The sequence below is a fragment of the Nocardioides zeicaulis genome (assembly GCF_042432345.1).
In the GTDB taxonomy this organism is placed as follows: Bacteria; Actinomycetota; Actinomycetes; order Propionibacteriales; family Nocardioidaceae; genus Nocardioides; species Nocardioides zeicaulis.
In genome coordinates, this window is sequence record NZ_JBHLXH010000003.1 from 89,843 (window position 1) to 110,236 (window position 20,394).

Sequence of the window (20,394 nt, forward strand, 5' to 3'; positions counted from 1 at the left end):
CCATCATGCTCGACCCCTCCCAGCATGGGAACACCCCCTCAGCGGCGGAACCCCCAACTTGGGTGGGCGAGGGATGGACGGGCGGTGTCGGGGCAGGTGGCTAGGTTCGGTCCATGCCGCTGAGGAGCACGCCGGTGCCGCGCCACCCCGTACGCCGGGTCGAGGCGGTCGCCGACCACGGGCTCGACCCGGCGGCCTACCCCGCGAGCATCCCGGCGGTCCGTCACGTCCTCGAGGAGGGCCTCGACCTGGGGCCGGGCGTGACGTTCCTCGTCGGGGAGAACGGGTCGGGGAAGTCGACGGTGGTGGAGGCGGTCGCCACCGCGTTCGGCCTCTCCCCGGAGGGGGGCAGCAGCGGGAGCCGCCACTCCACCCGGCCCACCGAGTCGACGCTGGGCGACGCGCTCCACCTCGTGCGGGGCGTCGGGTCGAGCCGGTGGGGGTTCTTCCTGCGCGCCGAGACGATGCACGGGTGGTACTCCTACCTCGAGGACAACCCGTCCAGCAGCAAGGACCCCGAGCCCGAGCCTCGCTTCCACGAGATGAGCCACGGAGAGTCGTTCCTCAAGGTGCTGGAGTGGCGCTTCACCGGTCCGGGCCTCTTCTGCCTCGACGAGCCCGAGGCAGCGCTGTCGTTCTCCTCCACGCTCGGGCTCGTCGCGGTGCTCCAGCGGGTCGTGGCCGGGCGCGGTCAGGTGCTGTGCGCGACCCACTCCCCCGTGCTCGCCGCGATGCCCGGCGCCCGCATCCTGGAGGCCGGTCCGTGGGGACTGCGCGAGACCACCTGGGCCGACCTCGAGCTCGTCGAGCACTGGCGCCGCTACCTCGCCGACCCGTCGGCCTACCTGCGCCACCTCGAGGAGTGACGCACCCGGGCCGGGTTGCGGGTCAGGCCGTGGCGCGACGCCGGAGCGTGGCGGCGTACATCGCGTCGGTGCCCTCGCGGTGGGGCCAGAGCTGGAACGAGCCGACCAGGTCGGTGTCGTCGCGACGGCCGAGCACGGCCTCGACCACTCGGGAGGTCTCGGCCAGCACCGGCGAGCAGGTCGCGTAGACGACGAGGCCGCCGGGTCGCACCGACTCCAGCGCGACGTCGAGCAGCACCTGCTGCAGGCCCACGAGCACGTCGACGTCGGCGGGCGTGCGGCGCCAGCGCGACTCGGGCCGGCGGCGCAGGGCGCCGAGGCCGGAGCACGGGGCGTCGACCAGCACCCGGTCGAAGGTGCCGGGGACCCAGGCAGGACGGGTGCCGTCACCGGCGAGGACGTCGACGACGCCGTCGGGGAGGGCGGCCATCGCCGAGGCCACGAGCGCTGCCCGGTGCGGCTGGCGCTCGTTCGCCACGAGCCGTGCCCCCCGCTGCGCCGCGAGCGCGCCCAGCAGCGCGGCCTTGCCGCCGGGACCCGCGCACAGGTCGAGCCACCGCTCGTCGCGGCCCTCGATCGGCGCGTCGGCCATCGCGAGGGCGACCAGCTGGGAGCCCTCGTCCTGCACGCCAGCGCGCCCCTCGACGACGGCCGGGACCGCCGACGGGTCGCCCCCGGCCAGCACGGCGCCGTAGGGCGAGCGCTCCGTGGCGACCGCTCCCGCCGCCTCGAGCTCGGCCACCTCGGCGAGCCCGGGACGCGCGACCAGCGTGACCCGGGGGGCGGCGTTGTCGGCGGCCAGCAACGCCTCGAGCTCGTCGTCGGAGCCGAGGGCCTCGGCCAGCAGGTCGACGACCCAGAGCGGGTGCGACTGTGCGACGGCGAGGTGGCCGTGCAGGTCGGCGGCGCGGTCCGGCGCGACGTCGGCCACCCAGTCCTCGAGCGAGCGGCGGCTGACCTTGCGGAGCACCGCGTTGACCAGCCCCGACGGGCCTTGGCCCACGACCGCCCGGACCAGGTCGACGCTCGTGGAGATCGCGGCGTGGTCGGGCACCCGCATCGACAGCAGCTGGTGGACCCCGAGACGCAGCACGTCGCGCACCTCCGGCTGCAGCCGCGGCTTGGTCAGGCAGGCGTCGATGACCGCGTCGTAGAGGCCGTGCATCCGGATGGCGCCGGACGCCAGCTCGGTGGCCAGCCCGGCGTCGCGGCCCTCGAGGCGGTGCTTGCGCAGCACCTGGGGCAGCACGAGGTTGGCGTACGCCCCGTCGGCCCGGACAGCGGTGAGGACGTCGAGCGCGGCGCGGCGGGGGCGGTCGACGGGGCGCCTGCGCTCAGCCACCGAGGTGCTCCCGGACCAGCCGCTTCGGTGCTCGGTGGGCCCACGCCTCGGTGATCACCTCGGCCAGCTCGGCGCGGCCCATCTCGCCCAGGCGGGACTGCTGCACCAGCACCGCGTTGTGCCCGCGGAAGTGGTCGATGGTGAAGAACGGCGTGGACGGATCCTCGACCAACGCTGTCTTGTCGGCCTCGGTCGGGGTGATGATGACGAGCAGGTCGTCGTACATCTCGCCCGTCGCCGGGTCGACGGCGGTCTGGTGCGGGTGGCGGTAGAGCACGAAACCCTTCCCGTTCTCGCCCCGCGGGACCTTCCAGGTGGGGACGTCGCCCCACGACGTGGACAGCTCGGTCTCCGGGAGCGCCGCGCAGATCTCGTCGACGTCCTCCGGACGGGCGGGCCGGTCGGCAGCCGGGTCAGCGGGCGTCGTCACCGGTGCCTGCCGCCTCGGTCTCGCTCTCGGGCCCGGTCTCCCCTGCCGGGTCGCCGAACCGGGTGCCCGACTCGAGCCGGACGCCGCGGGCCCAGTCGGCGGCGCGCATCTGCTTCTTGCCGAACGCCTTCACCTCGCCGAGCTCGACGGGCACGGTCGAGGTGCCGACGAGGACCGCGTTCTTGGTGACCTCCAGGACACCCGGCTCGAGGCGCTCGCGGTCCGTGACCGGACGGACGGGGCCGATCTTGATCCGCTCCCCCTCGAACGTGCTCCAGGCCCCGGGCGCCGGGGTGCAGGCCCGGACCTGGCGGTCGATCGCGACGGCCGGGTGCGTCCAGTCGACGCGGGCGTCGTCCACGACGATCTTGGGGGCGAACGAGACGCCGTCGTCGGTCTGCTCACGTGCCTCGAGGGTGCCGTCCTCGATGCCGTCGAGGGTCTGGACGAGCAGCCCGGCGCCGCCCTCGGCGAGCCGGGCGAGGAGGTCGCCGGCAGTGTCGTCGGGCCGGATGCGCTCGGTCATCACGCCGAACACCGGGCCGGCGTCGAGGGCCTTGACGATCCGGAAGGTGCTGGCACCGGTGAGCTCGTCGCCCGCCCACAGGGCGTGCTGCACGGGCGCGGCGCCGCGCCACGCCGGGAGCACCGAGAAGTGCAGGTTGATCCAGCCGTGCGGCACCAGGTCGAGCGCCGACTGCGGCAGCAGCGCGCCGTAGGCGACCACCGGGCAGGCGTCCGGCCGCAGCGCGGCCAGCTCGGCCTGGAAGGCGGGGTCGCGCGGGTGCTCGGGCTTGAGGACCGGTACGCCGAGCTCCTCGGCGCGCTGCGCGACCGGGCTCGCGACCAGCCTGCGACCGCGACCGCTGGGGGCGTCGGGACGGGTGACCACCCCGACCAGCTCGTGACGGCTGGCCGCGACCGCGTCCAGGGCGGGGACGGCGACCTCGGGGGTGCCGGCGAAGACGACGCGCATCAGAACCCCAGTCCGTGGGTCGCGTGGGGGCTCACCCGCACGGTCGGCTGCTCCAGGCCGAACCACTCCGACTCCCGGATCTCCTTCATCGCGGCCTTGCGGGCGGCGGTGTCGAGCTTGTCGATGAAGAGGATGCCGTCGAGGTGGTCGGTCTCGTGCTGCATCGCGCGGGCGAGGAGGTCGGAGGCCTCGATGCGCAGCGGCTCGCCGTGCATGTCGAAGCCGGTGGCGACCACCCGCAGCGCCCGCAGGCAGTCGTAGGTGAGCTCGGGCAGCGACAGGCAGCCCTCGGCGCCGTCCTGGGTCTCGTCGGAGAGCTCCAGCGACGGGTTGACCAGGTGACCGACCTCGCCGTGGACGTTCCAGGTGAACACGCGCAGCCCGACGCCGATCTGCGGAGCAGCCAGGCCCGCGCCGGGGGCGGCGAGCATCGTGTCGGTGAGGTCCGTGACGAGCTGGCGGACCTCCTTGTCGAAGTCGTCGACCTCGACCGCGCGCTGGCGCAGCACGGGGTCACCGAAGAGGCGGATCGGCTGGACGGCCACGGATCTCCTTCGTGGGGCGGGTACGCGAACGCCCCAGTCTAGGGAGCCGCGCGCCGTGGCCCCAGACGGGAGCCGCCCGTCAGATCGACAGCGGGTCGACCTGGACGCGGACCGGGTCGAGCTTGCGCGCCGACCGCATCCGCTGCAGGTCGCCGAGGGCCTGCGACAGCGCGGCGCCATGGGCCCACGGCACCCGCACCACGAGGCGGTGCTCCTCGCCCGCCGGCACCGGCCCGAGCAACTCCCCTCCCTCGGGCAGGTCGATCAGGTGGAGGGCGTCGTCGAGGGCGCCGAGGTCCCCGGTCAGCGTCGCGATCCGGGCGGCCGGGGGGAGGTGGGCGGCGGCGCGCTCCTCGGACTCGCGGCGCGCGAACCCGGCCGGGTCCCAGCGCACCAGGGCCTGGAGCACCGGGTGGGCGGGGTCACCGACCGCGACGACGTGGCCGCCACGACGCACCAGGGCGGCGGCGTTGAGCCACCGGCGCAACGCCTCCTCCGTGGCGCGCATGTCGTCGCGGGCCAGGGTGAGCCAGGTGTCGAGCACGACGACGGTCGCGTAGCCGCCCTCGGCCACCGGCTCGGCGCCGACCGTGGCGACGACGAGGTCGTGCTGGTCGGTCACCTCGGCCAGCACCCGCTCGCCGCTGGAGCTGCGCACGGTCGTGCCCGGGAACATCCGACCGAGCTCCTCCGCCGTGCGTGCCTCGCCGCGCACGGGCGCCCGCAGCCCGCGACCGCCGCACGTGGGGCAGGACCAGGCCTCGTCCGCGTGCCCGCACCAGCGGCAGGTCGGCGGCGCCGCGGGGCCGGCGATCGTCAGGGGGCCGGTGCAGACCGTGCAGCGGGCGGGGGTGCGGCAGGTGTCGCAGGCGAGGGCGGCGGCGTATCCCGCGCGGGGCGTCTGCACCAGGACGGGTCCGTCCTGCAGCCCGCGCCGGATGGCGTCGTAGGCCGGCCGCGGGACACGGGTGCCCACGGACCGGTCCTCCGCGGGGACGGCCTCGACGCGGACCCGCCGGCGCAGGGCGTCCCGCGGCGTGACCAGCTCGTGGGCCCACCCGGAGACGAGCAGCTGCTGCGCCTCCGGGGTGCGGGCGACTCCCCCGACGAGCGCTGCCGTGCCCTGCTGCTCGGCGCGGGTGAGCAGCACCTCCCGGGTGTGGGGGTAGGGCGCCCGTGGCTCGGCGTGGAGGTCGTCGCCGTCGTCCCAGACGACGACGAGGCCGAGGTCGTGCACCGGGGCGAACGCCGCGGACCGGGTGCCGACCACGACGCGCCTCGCCCCGCGGGAGACGGCCAGGAAGTGCCGGTAGCGGGCGGCGGGCCCGTCGTCCGCGGTGAGGCAGACATGCTGGTCGGCGCCCAGACGCTCGCGCAGCGCCGCGTCGACGCGGTCCACGTCGCGCTTGTCGGGCACGCACACCAGCGCGCCGCGGCCCGCTGCTCGGGTAGCCGCGACGGCCTCGGCGACCATCGCGGGCCAGTCGTCCCCCGGCGCGGCCGACCACACGGCGCGCGGCGACCCGCCTGCGGCGAGGCGCCTCAGGAAGGCGGCTGCGTGCTCCACCTCGCCCCACGTCGTGGGCAGGGGCTCCGCGAGCGGCGGCGACGGGTCGAGGACCGCCTTCTCGACCGCCGCGTGGCGCGGCGGCACGGCCAGGCGGAGCACGTCGGACCGGGCGCCGGCGTAGCGGTGGGCCAGGGTCTCGCTGAGCCGGGCCACCTCGGGGGCCAGCACGGGCTCGGGGCTGACCACGCGCCGCAGCGGCTGGAGCCGGCCGGTGTGGTCGGTCGTCGAGGCCCGCTCGACGAGGTAGCCGTCGACGTCCTGCCCGGCGAAGCGCACCTTCACCCGCGCGCCGGGGACCGCCGTGTCGGCCATCGCCACCGGGACGGCGTAGTCGAAGGGACGGTCGAGGTGGGCGAGGGCGATGTCGACCAGCACGCGGGCGACCGGGTCGACCGCCGCGGGCTCCCACGCGGCCGCCTTGCGCCTGCGCGTCGCGGCCGCCTTCGCGCGGGCGTCGTCCACGGCAGCACGAAGCCCCGGGAGCATGTCTGCTTCCGGGGCCTCGCGCTCGCTCATGGGCCGCATTCAACCAGCGGCCTCCGACGGGGCGTCAGGCTGTGTGCCCCGTCCTGTGGACGGACGTCACCTCAGGTTGAAGCTCGCCCGTGCCTTGCTGCGGGCGACGGTGTCGGAGCCCTTGTACGTCGCCTTCACCTTGTGCTTGCCCTTGCCGAGCTTGTCGAGCACCTTGCCCTTGAGCACCAGCACGGCCTTGCCCTTCTTGACCTTGACGGCCTTGGTGATGCTCTTCTTGCCGGAGACCTTGAAGGTGACCTTGCCGCTGGCCCGGGCGCCGGACGCCTTGACCTTGGCGGTGACCGTCACCTTGCCGGCCTTGCTCGTGACCTTCAGCTTCGTGGTCGACGGTGCCTTGGTGGCCGGAGGAGGAGTCGGCGTCGGCGTCGGGGCAGGCGGGGTCGGAGCCGACGGGGTGGCCACCGGCAAGACGTCACACGTGTAGACGCTGATGTCGTCGAGGAACCAGCCGATGAACGAGCTTGCCTCGTCGCTCCGGTTGGTGAACGACGGCTTCACGGTCTTGCCGCCCAGCGACGACAGATCCACCTGGCTGGTGGTCCAGCCGAAGCTGTCGCCGGCGAACGCCCGGCGACCTGCCCACGGATTCGTGCCAGCCGGGCCATTCGTTAGCGTCTGCTGCGGGCCATTGACCCACGGCAGCGACGAGGCGTCCACCGCGCCGGCTCCCGAGTCCACCTCGACGGTGCCCCCGTCGACGTAGGTCGTCCCGGACGGCAGGTAACCCTCCGGATACCACTCGAAGAGCCGCCACTGGTTGAAGCTGAGGAACGACTTCTGGCCAGCCGGCAACGCGATGCCCTGCGCAGCGGTGATGGAGGCCGAGGTCGGGTCCCCGTAGAGGTCGGGGTCGGGGTTGTAGCCGAACCAGGATGTCTTGCCCGAGGTGGCGTTGGCGTCCCAGTCAGGGTTGACACCGTAGCCCCAGATCGCGCTCGAGGTCGTGGTGAACTTCGTAGCGGGGTCACCGGTCTCGCTGTTGAACAGCTCGCGCAGGGTCGTGCCGGTCGGGCACGCCCTGACGGCATCGGCCGGCTGCGGCGCGTTGGTCGGCGTGGTGCGCAGCTCGGTGGCCAGCACCGCCTTCTTCACGTTGTCGCAGTCGGCAGTCGTGAAGCCGGCCGTGCCGCTTGCGGCGAAGTCGGCGCAGCTCTGCTCCAGGACGGCGGCCAGGTTGGCGTAGTCGCTGCCGGACGTGAGCCTGGTGATCGCGTCGAAGTAGAGCTTGCCGGTCTTGGTCAGTCCCGTGTCACCGCCGTCGATGCCAGCGATGGTCTGACCATTGAAGGTGCCGCCCTGGGAGATCAGGTACGCGGTCTTGTTGCCGACACCGCTGTTCTGGTGCACGCCGCCCCCGTCGGGGTAGGCGCCGTAGAGGTTCCACCGTGTCAGGTCCGCGGTGTAGAGCGGACTGGTCATCCGGTCCGGGTCGCCGAACGACGTCGGGTCTTTCATGTCGCGAATCGCGCCGATCGAGAGGTCCTCGGCAAGCTTCCAGTCCGCGTCCCCGGCCTCGAGACCTGCGCGGTGGTCGACGACCTCGCCCATGATGTCGGCGATCGACTCGTTCATCGCGCCGCTCTGGCCCCAGTAGAAGAGCTCGGAGTACTGGTCGATGACGCCGTGGGTCATCTCGTGACCGACCACGTCGTCGGCATTGGCGAACCCGTCGCCGTAGTACATCTGCGTCCCGTTCCAGAACGCGTTCTCGTAGGGGTCGTTGACCGGGCAGTCATACCCGGGCGCGCAGTAACGCACGGTCGAGGCGAGCTTCTTCACGCCCCCGACGTCGATGCCGATCGCCTGGGTCAGGTCCAGCCCGGCGATCTCCTGGTAGGCGGCAGCGACCTCCCCCGCGTGGTCGAAGGCATAGTTGACGTCATCGACCCCGCTGGGGCCACTGGTCTCGGTGCGGGCGAAGCCGGACGTGCAAGGGACGGCGTCGGTCGCCACGTTGTTGGCGTCGCACACGACGCGGTCGAGGTGCTCGACCTGGTCGAGGTCGAGCAGGACGCGGCCCGAGGTGTCGTCGACCAGGACGAGGCGGCGCACGGCCTCGCCGTCGCCCACCTCGAAGCTCCACACGCCCTGCGCCGAGCCGGCCCCACCGAACACGGCGGGGTCCCACACGGCCCGGCCCTGCGGGGTGGTGGTGAGCCCCTTCGCGTCCGCGGAGCGCGCCGCCGCACGGGCGGCGGTGGTGCGGGCGGCGGACTCGGTCACCGTGGCGGACGGCAGCGCGCGGGTGCGCGAGAGCGTCGCCAGCATCGAGCCGAGCTGGTGGTCGGGCCGCAGGCTGACCACGACCTGGCCGCCGATCACCGGCGCCCCGTCGACGGACTGCTGGAAGCGGACCGCCTCCTGGCCCGAGGGCGTGGCCGTGGTCGTGGTGGCGCGGAGCTGCGAGGCGCGGGTCAGGCCCAGCGCCGAGCCGTAACGGTCCAGGTGGGCCCGTGCGGCGTCGCGCAGCGACTCCTCACCCGTCACCCCCGGGTTGACCACGCTGCCGCCGTCGGTCGTCCCGACGAAGTCCACGACGCCCTGCGGGTCGCGCTCGAGCCGCAGCCCGGAGGACGCGTCGGCGCGCAGCAGCGACGCCCCGTCGTCCCGTCCCGTGGGCGCGGCCTGCGCCCCTGCCCAGGCGAGCTGTCCGCCCGCCACCACGGCGGCCGCGGCCAGGGCCACGGTCGCCTTCCTGTGCATCCTCATCGAGGCTCCATTTCCGTCGACGCAGCACACCCCCGTGTGCGCTCGGGCAGCCTAGGGGTGACCCGGGCCACAGCGGAACGGCCTGTCCGCGGATTCGTCCGAAAGGCGAAGGACCCCCGCCGGGTGGCGGGGGTCCTGTCGTGGAGCTGTCGGTGCGCTGCTTCAGACGCCGGCGGCGGCCTTCAGCTTGTCGGCGCGGTCGGTGTTCTCCCAGGTGAAGTCCGGGAGCTCGCGACCGAAGTGGCCGTAGGCCGAGGTCTGAGCGTAGATCGGGCGCAGCAGGTCGAGGTCGCGGATGATCGCGGCCGGGCGGAGGTCGAAGACCTCGAGCACCGCCTGCTGGATCGCCTCGTCGGGCACGACGCCCGTGCCGAAGGTCTCGATGAAGACGCCGACCGGGGCGGCCTTGCCGATGGCGTAGGCGACCTGCGCCTCGCAGCGACGCGCGAGACCGGCGGCGACGACGTTCTTGGCCACCCAGCGCATCGCGTAGGCCGCGGAGCGGTCCACCTTCGACGGGTCCTTGCCGGAGAAGGCACCGCCGCCGTGGCGGGCCATGCCGCCGTAGGTGTCGACGATGATCTTGCGGCCGGTGAGGCCGGCGTCGCCCATCGGGCCGCCGATGACGAACGTGCCGGTCGGGTTGACCAGCATGCGGTAGCCCTCGGACGGGATGTCGAAGGTCGCCAGCACGGGGTCGATGACGTGCTGCTTGACGTCGGACTCGAGCGTCGCGTGCTCGATGCCCGGGTCGTGCTGGGTGGACAGCACGACGGTGTCGATGCGCAGCGGGCGGTCGTCCTCGTCGTACTCGATGGTGACCTGGGTCTTGCCGTCGGGGCGGAGGTAGTCGAGCACACCGTCCTTGCGGACCTCGGTCAGCCGCTGCGCGAGGCGCTGGGCGATCGTGATCGGGAGGGGCATCAGCTCGGGCGTGTCGTCGCACGCGTAGCCGAACATCAGGCCCTGGTCGCCGGCGCCGCGCTTGTCGAGCTCGTCCTCGCTCGAGCCCACCCGCGACTCGTGGCCGGCGTCGACGCCCGCCGCGATGTCGGACGACTGGGCGCCGATGGCGACCTGCACGCCGCAGGTGGTGCCGTCGAAGCCCTTCTCGGAGGAGTCGTAGCCGATCTCCAGGATCGCCCTGCGGACGATGTCGGCGACCGGGGCGTAGGCCCCCGTGCGCACCTCGCCGGCCACGACCACCAGGCCGGTGGTCAGCAGCGTCTCCACCGCCACGCGCAGGTTGGCGCGGTCGGGGTCCGCGGCCATCAGGTGGTCGAGGACCGAGTCGCTGATCCGGTCCGCGATCTTGTCGGGGTGTCCCTCGGTCACGGACTCGGAGGTGAACAGTCGTCCAGCCACGTTGATCTCTCTCACTTCTTCTCTCGAACGGTTCGCACGTGCAGTGTGCCAACCTACTAGCCGCCCACGATCCGGGACGTACGTCTCAGCGCACGACCCGCCGGACGACCTCGTCCCAGATGACGTGCGCGAGGGCGCTCTTGCTGCCGTGGGGCACCTCGACGACGGCACCGTCGGCGCCGAGGACCACCGCCTCGTTGTCGGCGCTGCCGAAGACGGCGCCGCCGCTGACGTCGTTGACGACCAGCAGGTCGCAGCCCTTGCGGGCCAGCTTGGCGCGGCCGAGCTCGAGCACCGTGCCGCTGTCGTCGCCGGTCTCGGCGGCGAAGCCCACGATCACCGCGCCCTCGCGGGCACGCTCGTGGGAGATCTCGGCGAGCACGTCGGGGTTCTGGACGAGCTCGATCGCCGGGGCGGAGCCGTCCGAGGCCTTCTTGATCTTCGCGGTGCTGACCGAGGTCGGGCGGAAGTCGGCCGGCGCTGCTGCCATCACGACGGCGTCGGCCGTGGCCGTGGCGGCCACCACGGCCTCCCGCAGCTGCTCGGTGGTCTCGACCCGGACGACGGCCACGCCGGCCGGGTCCGGCAGCGAGACGTTGGCGCTGACGAGCGTCACGCGCGCGCCGCGCGAGGCGGCCGCGCGGGCCAGGGCGTAGCCCTGCAGGCCCGAGGACCGGTTGCCGAGGAAGCGCACCGGGTCGAGGTACTCGCGGGTGCCGCCGGCGGAGACGACCACCTCCAGCCCCGCGAGGTCCTGCGGCGCGGCGCTGCCACGCGCCAGCACGCCGGTCGCGAGCTCGAAGATCTCGGCCGGGTCGGGCAGCCGGCCCTTGCCGGTGTCGGCCCCGGTGAGCCGGCCCTCGGCCGGCTCGACGACGACCACGCCGCGCTCACGCAGCGTCGCGACGTTGGCCTGCGTGGCGGGGTGCTCCCACATCTCGGTGTGCATCGCCGGGGCCAGCACCACCGGGCACCGGGCGGTGAGCAGGGTGTTGGTGAGCAGGTCGTCGGCCAGGCCGTGGGCGGCCCTGGCCAGCAGGTCGGCGGTGGCGGGCGCCACCACGACCAGGTCGGCCTCCTGGCCGATCCGGACGTGGGGCACCTCGTGCACCTGGTCCCACACGACGGTGGAGACGGGCTTGCCCGACAGGGCGGCCCAGGTCGGCGCGCCCACGAACTCGAGCGCTGACGCCGTCGGGACGACGGTGACGTCGTGGCCCGACTCGGTGAAGCGCCGCAGGAGCTCGCAGGCCTTGTAGGCCGCGATGCCGCCCGCGACGCCGAGGACGACGCGGCGTCCGTCGGTCATCGAGGTGACCGCGTCACTCCGTGGCGTCGCCGGCAGCTGCCTCGGCGGCCTCGGCCTCGGCGGCGGGGTCGATGTCCTCGCAGGTGAGGAGGTCGTCGTTGATCTCGCGGAGCGCGATCGAGAGCGGCTTCTCCTGCACGTGGGTGTCGACGAGCGGGCCGACGTACTCCAGCAGGCCCTCGCCGAGCTGGGAGTAGTAGGCGTTGATCTGACGGGCGCGCTGGGCGCTGTAGAGCACCAGCTTGTACTTGCTGTCGGTCTTGCTGAGCAGGTCGTCGATCGAGGGGTTGGTCACGCCCTCGGCGGCGATGGTGGGAGAAGCCACGATGCAGGTGCCTCGCTAGTCAGAAGGGGGTGATGCAGGTCCAACCATCAAGGCTACCAACTCGTCGGCGGCAGCGTGAACTTCGTGGTTGACGATGGTCACGTCGAACTCGCTCTCGGCGGCCAGCTCCTCGCGCGCGGTCTCGAGCCGGCGCTCGCGCTCGGCCTCGGTCTCGGTGCCCCGTCCGACCAGCCGGCGGACCAGCTCGTCCCACGACGGCGGCTTGAGGAACACGAAGAGCGCCTCGGGCATGGTCTCGCGGACCTGCCGCGCGCCCTGGAGGTCGATCTCGAGCATCGCGGGCTTGCCGGAGGCGAGGGCGAGGTCGACGGGGCCGCGCGGCGTGCCGTAGCGCGCGGCCTTGTGGACCACCGCCCACTCCAGCAGGTCGCCCTGGGCGACCATGGCGTCGAACTCCTCGTCGGAGACGAACCAGTAATGGACGCCGTTCTCCTCCCCCGGGCGCGGCGCTCGGGTGGTGGCGGAGACCGACAGCCAGACCTCCGGGTGGGTCTCGCGGACGGCGGCCGCGACGGTCCCCTTGCCGACGGCCGTGGGCCCGGCGAGGACGATCAGCCGCGAACGACCCGGTGACGTGCCTGCTGCAGGTCCGGTCACGACGCGTCGGGGCCGAACTCGCGCTCGAGCGCGGCGACCTGCTTGACGCCCAGCCCACGCACGCGGCGGCTCTCGGCGATCCCGAGCCGCTCCATCACCTGGCGCGCGCGGACCCGGCCGAGCCCGGGCACGGACTGCAGCAGCTCCACCACGCGCATCTTGCCGATGACCTCGTTGGTCTGGCCCTCGCTGATCACGTCGAGGATCGAGCCCCCGGAGTTCTTCAGTCGGTTCTTCACCTCGGCGCGCTCACGGCGCGAGGCCGCGGCCTTGTCGAGGGCTGCCTGGCGCTGCTCGGGCGTCAGAGGGGGCAAGGCCACGAAAGCTGTCCTTCGTCGGTGGGGCTCGGCGGTGCTCGGTGACCGACCCCGAGGGCCGACCGTGCGGGCCAATCTAGTCAGGACCCGCGCCCACAGGCAATCGAGCCCGCGGCGCCCGGGCGTGGGGGTGATCTTCGCCATGGGGCGGCGCCCGCGGCGCGCGCTCAGCGGGCCAGCGGGGTGCCGCAGACGTCGAGCGCGTGCTGCTCCACCGAGGCCATCGCGGTCACGGTGCGCTCGGCCCCCACCTCCCGGGCAGCCGCCTCGATGGCGGCGCGGTCCTCGCCCGCGAGGCCCGGCGGCGGGTCGTCGGCGGCGTACGTCGCGGGGTCCACGCCCGCGTCCGCGACCGCGTCGCGGAGCCGGTGCAGCGGACCCACGACCGCCACCCAGTCGTCCGCGACGTCGCGCGGCGCCTTGTCGGCGAGGTCGTCGTAGGCGTCGAGGGCTCCGAGGACCGCACCGGGGTCCTCGGAGGCGGCGACGTCGCTGAGGTCGCCCTGGTGCTCGCGCACCGCGTCGCAGTAGACGTCCTGGGGGTCGCGACCGCAGCCGGTCAGCGCGACCGGGAGGAGCAGCGCCACGGCGAGCAGCAGGCGGGCACGGGTCACGCCCCCAACCCTCGCACGGCGTCGTTGCCGCGCAGGGCGGCCTCGCGCAGCGCGGCGACGTCGGGCCCGGCGCGGAGCACCTCACGGCTCGAGCTCGGCAGGGCCCAGCGGGCCGCACGGCCGAAGATCCGCTCGAGGTCGGCGACCGTGCCGCCCTGGGCACCGAACCCGGGGACGAGCAGCGGCCCCCCGGTGTCGAGGTCCTCGCCCGTCTCGCCGATGGTCGCCCCGACGACCGCGCCGAAGGAGCCCACCGGGTCGGCGCCGTCGTTGAGCCGACGCAGGTGATCGAGCACCGTGCCGGCCACGGTGCGCTCCCCGTCGCGCGCGTGCTGCACCTCCGGGCCCTCCTTGTTGGAGGTCAGCGCCAGCACGAACAGCCCGGCGCCGTGGGCGCGGCACGCCTCGACCATGGGGTCGAGGGAGCCGAAGCCGAGGAAGGGGCTCGCGGTGATCGCGTCGCAGGCCAGCGGCGAGGTGGGGTCGAGGTAGGCGTCGGCGTAGGCCTGGCTGGTCGAGCCGATGTCCCCACGCTTGACGTCGAGCAGCACGAGGGCGCCGGCCGCGCGCGACTCCTCGACGACGCGCTCGAGGACCGCGACGCCGCGGCTGCCGAAGCGCTCGTAGAAGGCGCTCTGCGGCTTGACCACCCCGACGACGGGCGCGACCGCCTCGACGACGGTCAGCGCGAACCGCTCGAGCGAGGCGACGTCGTCGGACAGTCCCCACTCGTGGAGCAGGCCGACGTGGGGGTCGATCCCCACGCAGAACCGCCCGCGGTCCTCGATGGCGCGGGCGAGCCGGGTGCCGAACGGGGTCATGCGTCCTCCCTGGAGGGTGCGAGGTCGGCCCGCAACCGGGCCACGGTGGTGGGGTCGTGGAGCAGCGCGGTGCCGACCTGCACGGCGACGGCGCCCGCGGCGAGGTAGGTCCGCGCGGACCGGACGTCGTGCACGCCGCCGGAGGCGACGACGGGCACGGCCGGCAGGGAGCGCGCCACGGCCACGACGCAGCGCAGCGCGACCGCCGCGGCGGCCGGACCGCTCAACCCGCCGGGTCGGCCGTCGGCGAAGGCCGCGGGCACGGCGTTGCCCACCACGACCGCGCTCGCGCCGGCCTCGTGGCAGGCGCGCGCGCCCTCGACCACGCGTGAGACGTCGGGGCGCAGCTTGGCCAGCACCGGCCGGTCGGCCGGGAACTCACGCCGCACGGCCGCCACGACGCTGGCGGCGTGGAAGGGCTCTCGGGTCTCGAAGAGCCCGTTGCCGGCGTCGTCCGGGGAGCCGACGTTGACCTCCAGACCGGCGACGCCCGGCGCGAGCGCGAGGCGGCGGGCGAGGTCGGCGTACTCCCCCATCGTGGCGCCCGCGACCGAGACGATCACCTCCGCGCCCGCCCGCACCAGCCACGGCAGCTCGGTGGCGAGGAAGTGCTCGAGCCCGGGGTTGGGCAGGCCGACGGCGTTGACCAGCCCGCCCGGCACCTCGGCGATCCGTCGTCCGGGGGTGCCGGCGCGGGGGTCGAGCGTGATCGAGCGGGTGACGAAGGCGAGGCCGGCCAGACCGTCGGGGCCGGCGAACGGCGCCAGCTCGCGCCCGGTGCCGCCGCAGCCGGCGGCGGTCATCACCGGGCCGGGGACGACGGCGCTCACAGCTCGCTCCAGCGGACGCGGTCGCCGCGGACGACCGGGCCCTCGGTGCAGGCCCGGACCACCCGGTCGACGCCGTCCTCCCCCACGACGGGCAGCGGGCAGCCGTGGCAGAGCCCCGTGCCGCAGGGCGTGGGCTGCTCGAGCGCGACCTGGCACCAGGCGCCGTGGCGCTCGGCTGCGGCAGCGGTGGCCTGCAGCACGGCGGTCGGCCCGGCGGCGTAGACCACGTCGACGTCGCGGGCGACGAGGTCGTCGACGTGGTCGGGCACGGTGCCGCGCCGCCCGACGGAGCCGTCGGCGGTCAGGACCGTCACCGAGCGGGCCGAGCGACGCGCCTCCAGCGCCGAGAGCAGGCGTGACTCCTCCGGCGCGGACACCACGAGGGACACCGCGCAGCCGCGCTCACGCAGCCGCTCGGCGAGCGGGAAGAGCGGCGCGGCGGCGTAGGCCTCCCCGACGAGCAGGCACGAGACCGGGTCGCGCGGCAGGGCGAACGGACGCCCGAGGGGCCCGGTGACCTCCACGGCGGCGCCGACCGGCTGCGCGGCCAGCCAGTGGGTGCCCGGCCCGACCGGGTCGACGACCACGTCGAGGGTGGGGCCGAAGGCGCTGGACGCCCGCACCCGGTGGATCCACAGGGCGCGGCGCGCGACGTGCCCGGCGACGCTGACCGCGACGAACGTGCCCGCGCGGAAGCGCTGCGGCACGCCGGGCGCGGCGAGCGTGAGGTGGCGGTAGGCCCCGACCCGCTTGGTCGCGACGACCTCGCCGTGCACGTGCACCGGCTCGCGCGGCTCAGCCATCCGTGTCACCCATGGGCGTCAGGCACCGGCGACCAGCCCGCGCACGACCCGGCGCGGCCACAGCGGGCCCTCGTAGACGAAGGCGGTGTAGGCCTGGAGCAGGTCGGCGCCCGCGGCGAGCCGGTGCCGCGCGTCGTCGACCGTGGTGATGCCGCCGACCCCGACGAGCGTGAGGTCGGGGCCGACCCGCTCGCGCAGCAGCCGGACCACGTCCTCGGACCGCGACGTCAGGGGCCGCCCGCTGAGGCCGCCGGCGCCGACCGCGTCGACATCGGCGGCCCGGGTCGCCAGGCCGTCACGGCTGATCGTCGTGTTGGTGGCGATGATGCCGTCGAGGCCGGTGGCGGTGGCCAGGTCGGCGACGGCCAGCACGTCGTCGTCGCTCAGGTCGGGGGCGATCTTGACCAGCAGCGGCACCCGGTGGTCGGGCCGGACCTCGTCGGCTCGCCGGCGCACCGCGGCCAGCAGCGGCTCGAGCTTCTCCACGGCCTGCAGGTCACGCAGGCCCGGGGTGTTGGGCGACGAGACGTTGACCACGAGGTAGTCGGCGTGCGGGGCGAGCAGCCCGGCGGACTTCTCGTAGTCGCGCACCGCCTCCTCCTCGGGGACCACCTTGGTCTTGCCGATGTTGACACCGAGGATCGTCGAGCGTCCCGAGGTGCGCCAGGCCGCCAGGCGGCGCGCCACGACCTCCGCGCCGTCGTTGTTGAAGCCCATCCGGTTGACGATCGCGCCGTCGGCGGTGAGTCGGAACAGCCGCGGTCGCGGGTTGCCCGGCTGGGGCTCCCCGGTGACGGTGCCGACCTCGACGTGCCCGAAGCCGAGCGCGGCCAGGCCGTCGATCCCCACGGCGTTCTTGTCGAAGCCGGCCGCGAGCCCCAGCGGGTGCGGGAAGGTGAGCCCGAGCGCGTGCACCGGGGCCGACGGCATGCGCACCGCCCGTGAGGTCAGCGGGGCGGCCCCGCGGATCGCCCGGAACGCGGCGTGGTGGATCCGCTCCGGGTCGACCCGCGAGAGGCCGTGGGCGAACAGGATGTCGTAGGGGCGTGGCTTCGAGGCTCGCTGCGCTCGCACGTCAGCCGCCGACGACCGGGCTGGTGGGCGTCGTGGTCAGTCGTGCCGCCCAGTCCTGCAGCGACCGCACGCCGATGTCGCCGCGCCGCATCGCCTCCAGGCCCTGCACGGCGGCGCCGAGGCCCTGGATGGTGGTGATGCACGGGATGTCGGTGAGCACCGCCGCCGTACGGATCTCGTAGCCGTCGGCGCGCGGCGAGCCGCCGCTGGTGGCGCCGTGCGGCGTGTTGATCACGAGGTCGACCTCGCGGTCGAGGATCCGCCCGACGATGGTCTTCTCACCGTCGGGGCCCTCGCCCTCGGACTGCTTGCGCACGACCGTGGCCTCCACGCCGTTGCGGCGCAGCACCTCGGCGGTGCCCGCGGTCGCAAGCACCTCGAAGCCCATGTCGGCGATCTGCTTGACCGGGAAGATCATGTGCCGCTTGTCGCGGTTGGCGACCGAGACGAACACCTTGCCCGACAGGGGCAGCGATCCGTAGGCGGCCGCCTGCGCCTTGGCGAAGGCGGTGCCGAAGAAGGCGTCGAAGCCCATCACCTCGCCGGTGGAGCGCATCTCCGGACCCAGGAGGGCGTCGACGGTGCGGCCGTCGGCGGTCTTGAAGCGGTCGAACGGCATGACCGCCTCCTTGACCGCGATCGGCGAGCCGTCGGCGAGGTGCCCGCCGTCGCCCTCCGCCGGCAGCACGCCGGCCGCGCGCAGGTCGGCGATTGACTCGCCGAGCATCACCCGCGCCGCGGCCTTGGCCAGCGGCGTCGCCGTCGCCTTGGAGACGAATGGCACGGTGCGCGAGGCGCGCGGGTTGGCCTCGAGGACGTAGAGCACGTCGGAGGCGAGCGCGAACTGGATGTTGAGCAGGCCGCGCACGCCCAGGCCGCGGGCGATCGCCTCGGTGGAGCGCCGGATACGGTCGATCTCCTCGCGGCCCAGGGTGATCGGCGGCAGCGCGCACGAGGAGTCGCCGGAGTGGATGCCGGCCTCCTCGATGTGCTCCATCACGCCGCCGAGGAAGAGCTCCTCGCCGTCGAAGAGGGCGTCGACGTCGATCTCGACGGCATCGTCGAGGAACCGGTCGACCAGCACCGGCTGCCGCTCGTTGATGAGCCCGTTGGCGACGTACTTCTCGAGGTAGGCCTCGAGCGCAGCGTCGTCGTAGACGATCTCCATGCCGCGACCGCCGAGCACGAAGGACGGCCGCACCAGGACGGGGTAGCCGATCTCGTGCGCGATGCGCTGCGCCTGGGGGTACGACGTCGCGGTGCCGTGCTTGGGCGCCGGCAGGCCGGCGTCGGCGAGCACGCGGCCGAAGGCGCCGCGCTCCTCCGCGAGGTGGATCGCCTCGGGCGTGGTGCCCACGATCGGCACCCCGGCGTCGGCGAGGCCCTGGGCCAGGCCGAGCGGCGTCTGGCCGCCGAGCTGGCACACGACGCCGGCGACCGGACCGGCCTGCTGCTCGGCGTGCACGATCTCGAGGACGTCCTCGAGCGTGAGCGGCTCGAAGTAGAGCCGGTCGGAGGTGTCGTAGTCGGTGCTGACCGTCTCCGGGTTGCAGTTGACCATGATCGTCTCGTAGCCGGCCTCGGCCAGCGCGAGCGAGGCGTGGACGCAGGAGTAGTCGAACTCGATGCCCTGGCCGATGCGGTTGGGCCCCGAGCCGAGGATGATCACCGCCTCCTTGCCCTCCGTGCGGGGCTGGACCTCGGTCTCCTCGTCGTAGGACGAGTAGTGGTAGGGCGTGCGGGCGGCGAACTCCGCCGCGCAGGTGTCGACGGTCTTGAACACCGGTCGGATCCCGAGCGCGTGGCGCACCCCGCGGACGACGTCGGCGCTCAGCCCGCGGATCTTGCCGATCTGCTCGTCGGAGAAGCCGTGCCGCTTGGCCAGACGCAGCAGCTCGGGCGTGAGCTCCGTGGCGTCGATGAGCTGGATCGCGACCTCGTTGATCAGCGCGAGCTGGTCGAGGAACCACGGGTCGATCTTCGTGGCGTCGAAGATCTCCTCCGGCGTAGCACCGGCGCGGATCGCGTCCATCACCTTCTTCAGCCGGCCGTCGTGGGGGACCGTGATCTCCTCCAGCAGCGCGGCCTTGTCGAGCTCGACGAACTCCTTGTGCCAGTCGAAGGGCGCGTGCTTGCTCTCCAGGGAGCGCAGCGACTTCTGCAGCGCCTCGGTGAAGTTGCGCCCGATCGCCATCGCCTCGCCGACCGACTTCATGTGGGTGGTCAGCGTCGGGTCGGCCTCGGGGAACTTCTCGAACGCGAACCGCGGGACCTTGACCACGACGTAGTCGAGCGACGGCTCGAAGGACGCCGGGGTCTCCTCGGTGATGTCGTTGCGGATCTCGTCGAGGGTGTAGCCGATGGCCACCTTCGCGGCGATCTTGGCGATCGGGAAGCCGGTGGCCTTGGACGCCAGCGCGGAGGACCGCGAGACGCGGGGGTTCATCTCGATCACGATGAGCCGGCCGTCGGCGGGGTTCACGGCGTACTGGATGTTGCAGCCGCCGGTGTCGACGCCCACGGCGCGGATGATGGCGATCGCGAGGTCGCGCATCTTCTGGTACTCGCGGTCGGTGAGGGTGAGCGCGGGAGCGACGGTGATCGAGTCGCCGGTGTGCACGCCCATCGGGTCGAGGTTCTCGATCGAGCACACGATCACGCTGTTGTCGGCGCGGTCGCGCATCACCTCCAGCTCGTACTCCTTCCAGCCGAGGATCGACTCCTCGAGGAGCACCTCGGTGGTCGGGCTGGCCGCCAGGCCCGCGCCGCCGATGCGGCGGAGGTCGGCCTCGTCGTAGGCCATGCCCGAGCCGGTGCCGCCCATGGTGAACGACGGGCGCACCACCATGGGGTAGCCGAGCTCGCCGGCGGCGGCGAGCAGGTCGTCGACGGAGTGGCAGATGACGCTGCGGGCGGACTCGCCGCCGAGCTCCTCGACGATCTTCTTGAACTGCTGCCGGTTCTCGCCGCGCTCGATCGCGTCGATGGACGCGCCGATCAGCTCGACGCCGTACTTCTCGAGCACGCCCGCCTTGTCGAGGGCCATCGCGCAGTTGAGCGCGGTCTGGCCACCGAGGGTCGCCAGCAGCGCGTCGGGGCGCTCCTTGGCGATGACCTTCTCGACGTACTCCGGGGTGATCGGCTCGACGTACGTCGCGTCGGCGAACTCGGGGTCGGTCATGATCGTGGCCGGGTTGGAGTTGACCAGGACGACTCGCAGGCCCTCCTGGCGCAGCACGCGGCACGCCTGGGTGCCGGAGTAGTCGAACTCGCACGCCTGGCCGATGATGATCGGCCCGGAGCCGATGACCAGGACGCTCTGGATGTCGGTGCGCTTGGGCAT

At 73.6% G+C, this 20,394-nt stretch carries 18 protein-coding genes; 1 reads left to right on the forward strand and 17 read right to left on the reverse strand.

Annotated elements, in window-relative coordinates; all coding sequences use genetic code 11:
- Positions 1 to 113: 113 nt before the first annotated feature.
- Positions 114 to 866: an AAA family ATPase gene (locus ACFFJG_RS19410; protein ID WP_378520444.1), complete on the forward strand. Its 753-nt coding sequence runs from the start codon at positions 114 to 116 to the stop codon at positions 864 to 866.
- A gap of 22 nt (positions 867 to 888) precedes the next feature.
- Here the strand turns inward: ACFFJG_RS19410 and ACFFJG_RS19415 are convergent, their stop codons facing one another.
- The 17 genes from ACFFJG_RS19415 to carB all read right to left on the reverse strand — a co-directional run bounded on the left by ACFFJG_RS19415 (position 889) and on the right by carB (position 20,394).
- A complete protein-coding gene (locus ACFFJG_RS19415; RefSeq protein WP_378520445.1) occupies positions 889 to 2,208 on the reverse strand; it encodes an RsmB/NOP family class I SAM-dependent RNA methyltransferase in 1,320 nt (439 codons plus the stop codon).
- A complete protein-coding gene (locus ACFFJG_RS19420) occupies positions 2,201 to 2,638 on the reverse strand; it encodes an MmcQ/YjbR family DNA-binding protein (protein ID WP_378520446.1) in 438 nt (145 codons plus the stop codon). The genes ACFFJG_RS19415 and ACFFJG_RS19420 overlap by 8 nt, the downstream gene beginning before the upstream one ends.
- The gene (gene fmt / locus ACFFJG_RS19425; RefSeq protein ID WP_378520447.1) at positions 2,622 to 3,614 is read right to left on the reverse strand and encodes a methionyl-tRNA formyltransferase; all 993 of its coding nucleotides are present in this window, start codon (positions 3,612 to 3,614) and stop codon (positions 2,622 to 2,624) included. Before fmt ends, ACFFJG_RS19420 begins: the two co-directional genes overlap by 17 nt.
- Positions 3,614 to 4,159 (reverse strand): peptide deformylase, encoded by a 546-nt coding sequence (gene def / locus ACFFJG_RS19430; RefSeq protein ID WP_378520448.1) that lies wholly within the window; start codon positions 4,157 to 4,159, stop codon positions 3,614 to 3,616. Before def ends, fmt begins: the two co-directional genes overlap by 1 nt.
- 79 nt (positions 4,160 to 4,238) lie before the next feature.
- Positions 4,239 to 6,245, reverse strand: a complete 2,007-nt coding sequence (locus ACFFJG_RS19435; RefSeq protein WP_378520449.1) for a primosomal protein N' — start codon at positions 6,243 to 6,245, stop codon at positions 4,239 to 4,241.
- A 66-nt stretch (positions 6,246 to 6,311) separates the two neighbouring features.
- Positions 6,312 to 8,975 carry a M4 family metallopeptidase gene (locus tag ACFFJG_RS19440; protein ID WP_378520450.1) on the reverse strand — a complete coding sequence of 888 codons (2,664 nt, stop codon included), beginning with the start codon at positions 8,973 to 8,975 and terminating at the stop codon, positions 6,312 to 6,314.
- Between the two features lie 162 nt (positions 8,976 to 9,137).
- Positions 9,138 to 10,340 (reverse strand): methionine adenosyltransferase, encoded by a 1,203-nt coding sequence (gene metK, locus ACFFJG_RS19445; protein WP_378520451.1) that lies wholly within the window; start codon positions 10,338 to 10,340, stop codon positions 9,138 to 9,140.
- 85 nt (positions 10,341 to 10,425) lie between these two features.
- The gene (gene coaBC, locus ACFFJG_RS19450) at positions 10,426 to 11,649 is read right to left on the reverse strand and encodes a bifunctional phosphopantothenoylcysteine decarboxylase/phosphopantothenate--cysteine ligase CoaBC (protein ID WP_378520452.1); all 1,224 of its coding nucleotides are present in this window, start codon (positions 11,647 to 11,649) and stop codon (positions 10,426 to 10,428) included.
- Positions 11,650 to 11,662: 13 nt separating this feature from the next.
- Entirely contained in the window at positions 11,663 to 11,974 is a 312-nt protein-coding gene (gene rpoZ, locus ACFFJG_RS19455) for a DNA-directed RNA polymerase subunit omega (protein ID WP_378520453.1), read from the reverse strand.
- 15 nt (positions 11,975 to 11,989) lie between these two features.
- The gene (gmk, locus tag ACFFJG_RS19460) at positions 11,990 to 12,592 is read right to left on the reverse strand and encodes a guanylate kinase (protein ID WP_378520454.1); all 603 of its coding nucleotides are present in this window, start codon (positions 12,590 to 12,592) and stop codon (positions 11,990 to 11,992) included.
- The gene (gene mihF / locus ACFFJG_RS19465) at positions 12,589 to 12,912 is read right to left on the reverse strand and encodes an integration host factor, actinobacterial type (RefSeq protein ID WP_378520455.1); all 324 of its coding nucleotides are present in this window, start codon (positions 12,910 to 12,912) and stop codon (positions 12,589 to 12,591) included. Before mihF ends, gmk begins: the two co-directional genes overlap by 4 nt.
- Positions 12,913 to 13,076: 164 nt before the next feature.
- The gene (locus tag ACFFJG_RS19470; RefSeq protein WP_378520456.1) at positions 13,077 to 13,523 is read right to left on the reverse strand and encodes a hypothetical protein; all 447 of its coding nucleotides are present in this window, start codon (positions 13,521 to 13,523) and stop codon (positions 13,077 to 13,079) included.
- The gene (gene pyrF, locus ACFFJG_RS19475; protein WP_378520457.1) at positions 13,520 to 14,344 is read right to left on the reverse strand and encodes an orotidine-5'-phosphate decarboxylase; all 825 of its coding nucleotides are present in this window, start codon (positions 14,342 to 14,344) and stop codon (positions 13,520 to 13,522) included. The genes ACFFJG_RS19470 and pyrF overlap by 4 nt, the downstream gene beginning before the upstream one ends.
- On the reverse strand, positions 14,341 to 15,174 hold the full coding sequence (locus ACFFJG_RS19480; protein ID WP_378520458.1) for a nitronate monooxygenase: 834 nt from the start codon (positions 15,172 to 15,174) through the stop codon (positions 14,341 to 14,343). Before ACFFJG_RS19480 ends, pyrF begins: the two co-directional genes overlap by 4 nt.
- Complete coding sequence (locus tag ACFFJG_RS19485) at positions 15,171 to 15,977, reverse strand: iron-sulfur cluster-binding protein (RefSeq protein ID WP_378520459.1); 807 nt, start codon at positions 15,975 to 15,977, stop codon at positions 15,171 to 15,173. The genes ACFFJG_RS19480 and ACFFJG_RS19485 overlap by 4 nt, the downstream gene beginning before the upstream one ends.
- Before the next feature lie 18 nt (positions 15,978 to 15,995).
- Entirely contained in the window at positions 15,996 to 17,051 is a 1,056-nt protein-coding gene (locus ACFFJG_RS19490; protein ID WP_378520460.1) for a quinone-dependent dihydroorotate dehydrogenase, read from the reverse strand.
- A gap of 1 nt (position 17,052) precedes the next feature.
- The gene (gene carB, locus ACFFJG_RS19495; protein ID WP_378520461.1) at positions 17,053 to 20,394 is read right to left on the reverse strand and encodes a carbamoyl-phosphate synthase large subunit; all 3,342 of its coding nucleotides are present in this window, start codon (positions 20,392 to 20,394) and stop codon (positions 17,053 to 17,055) included.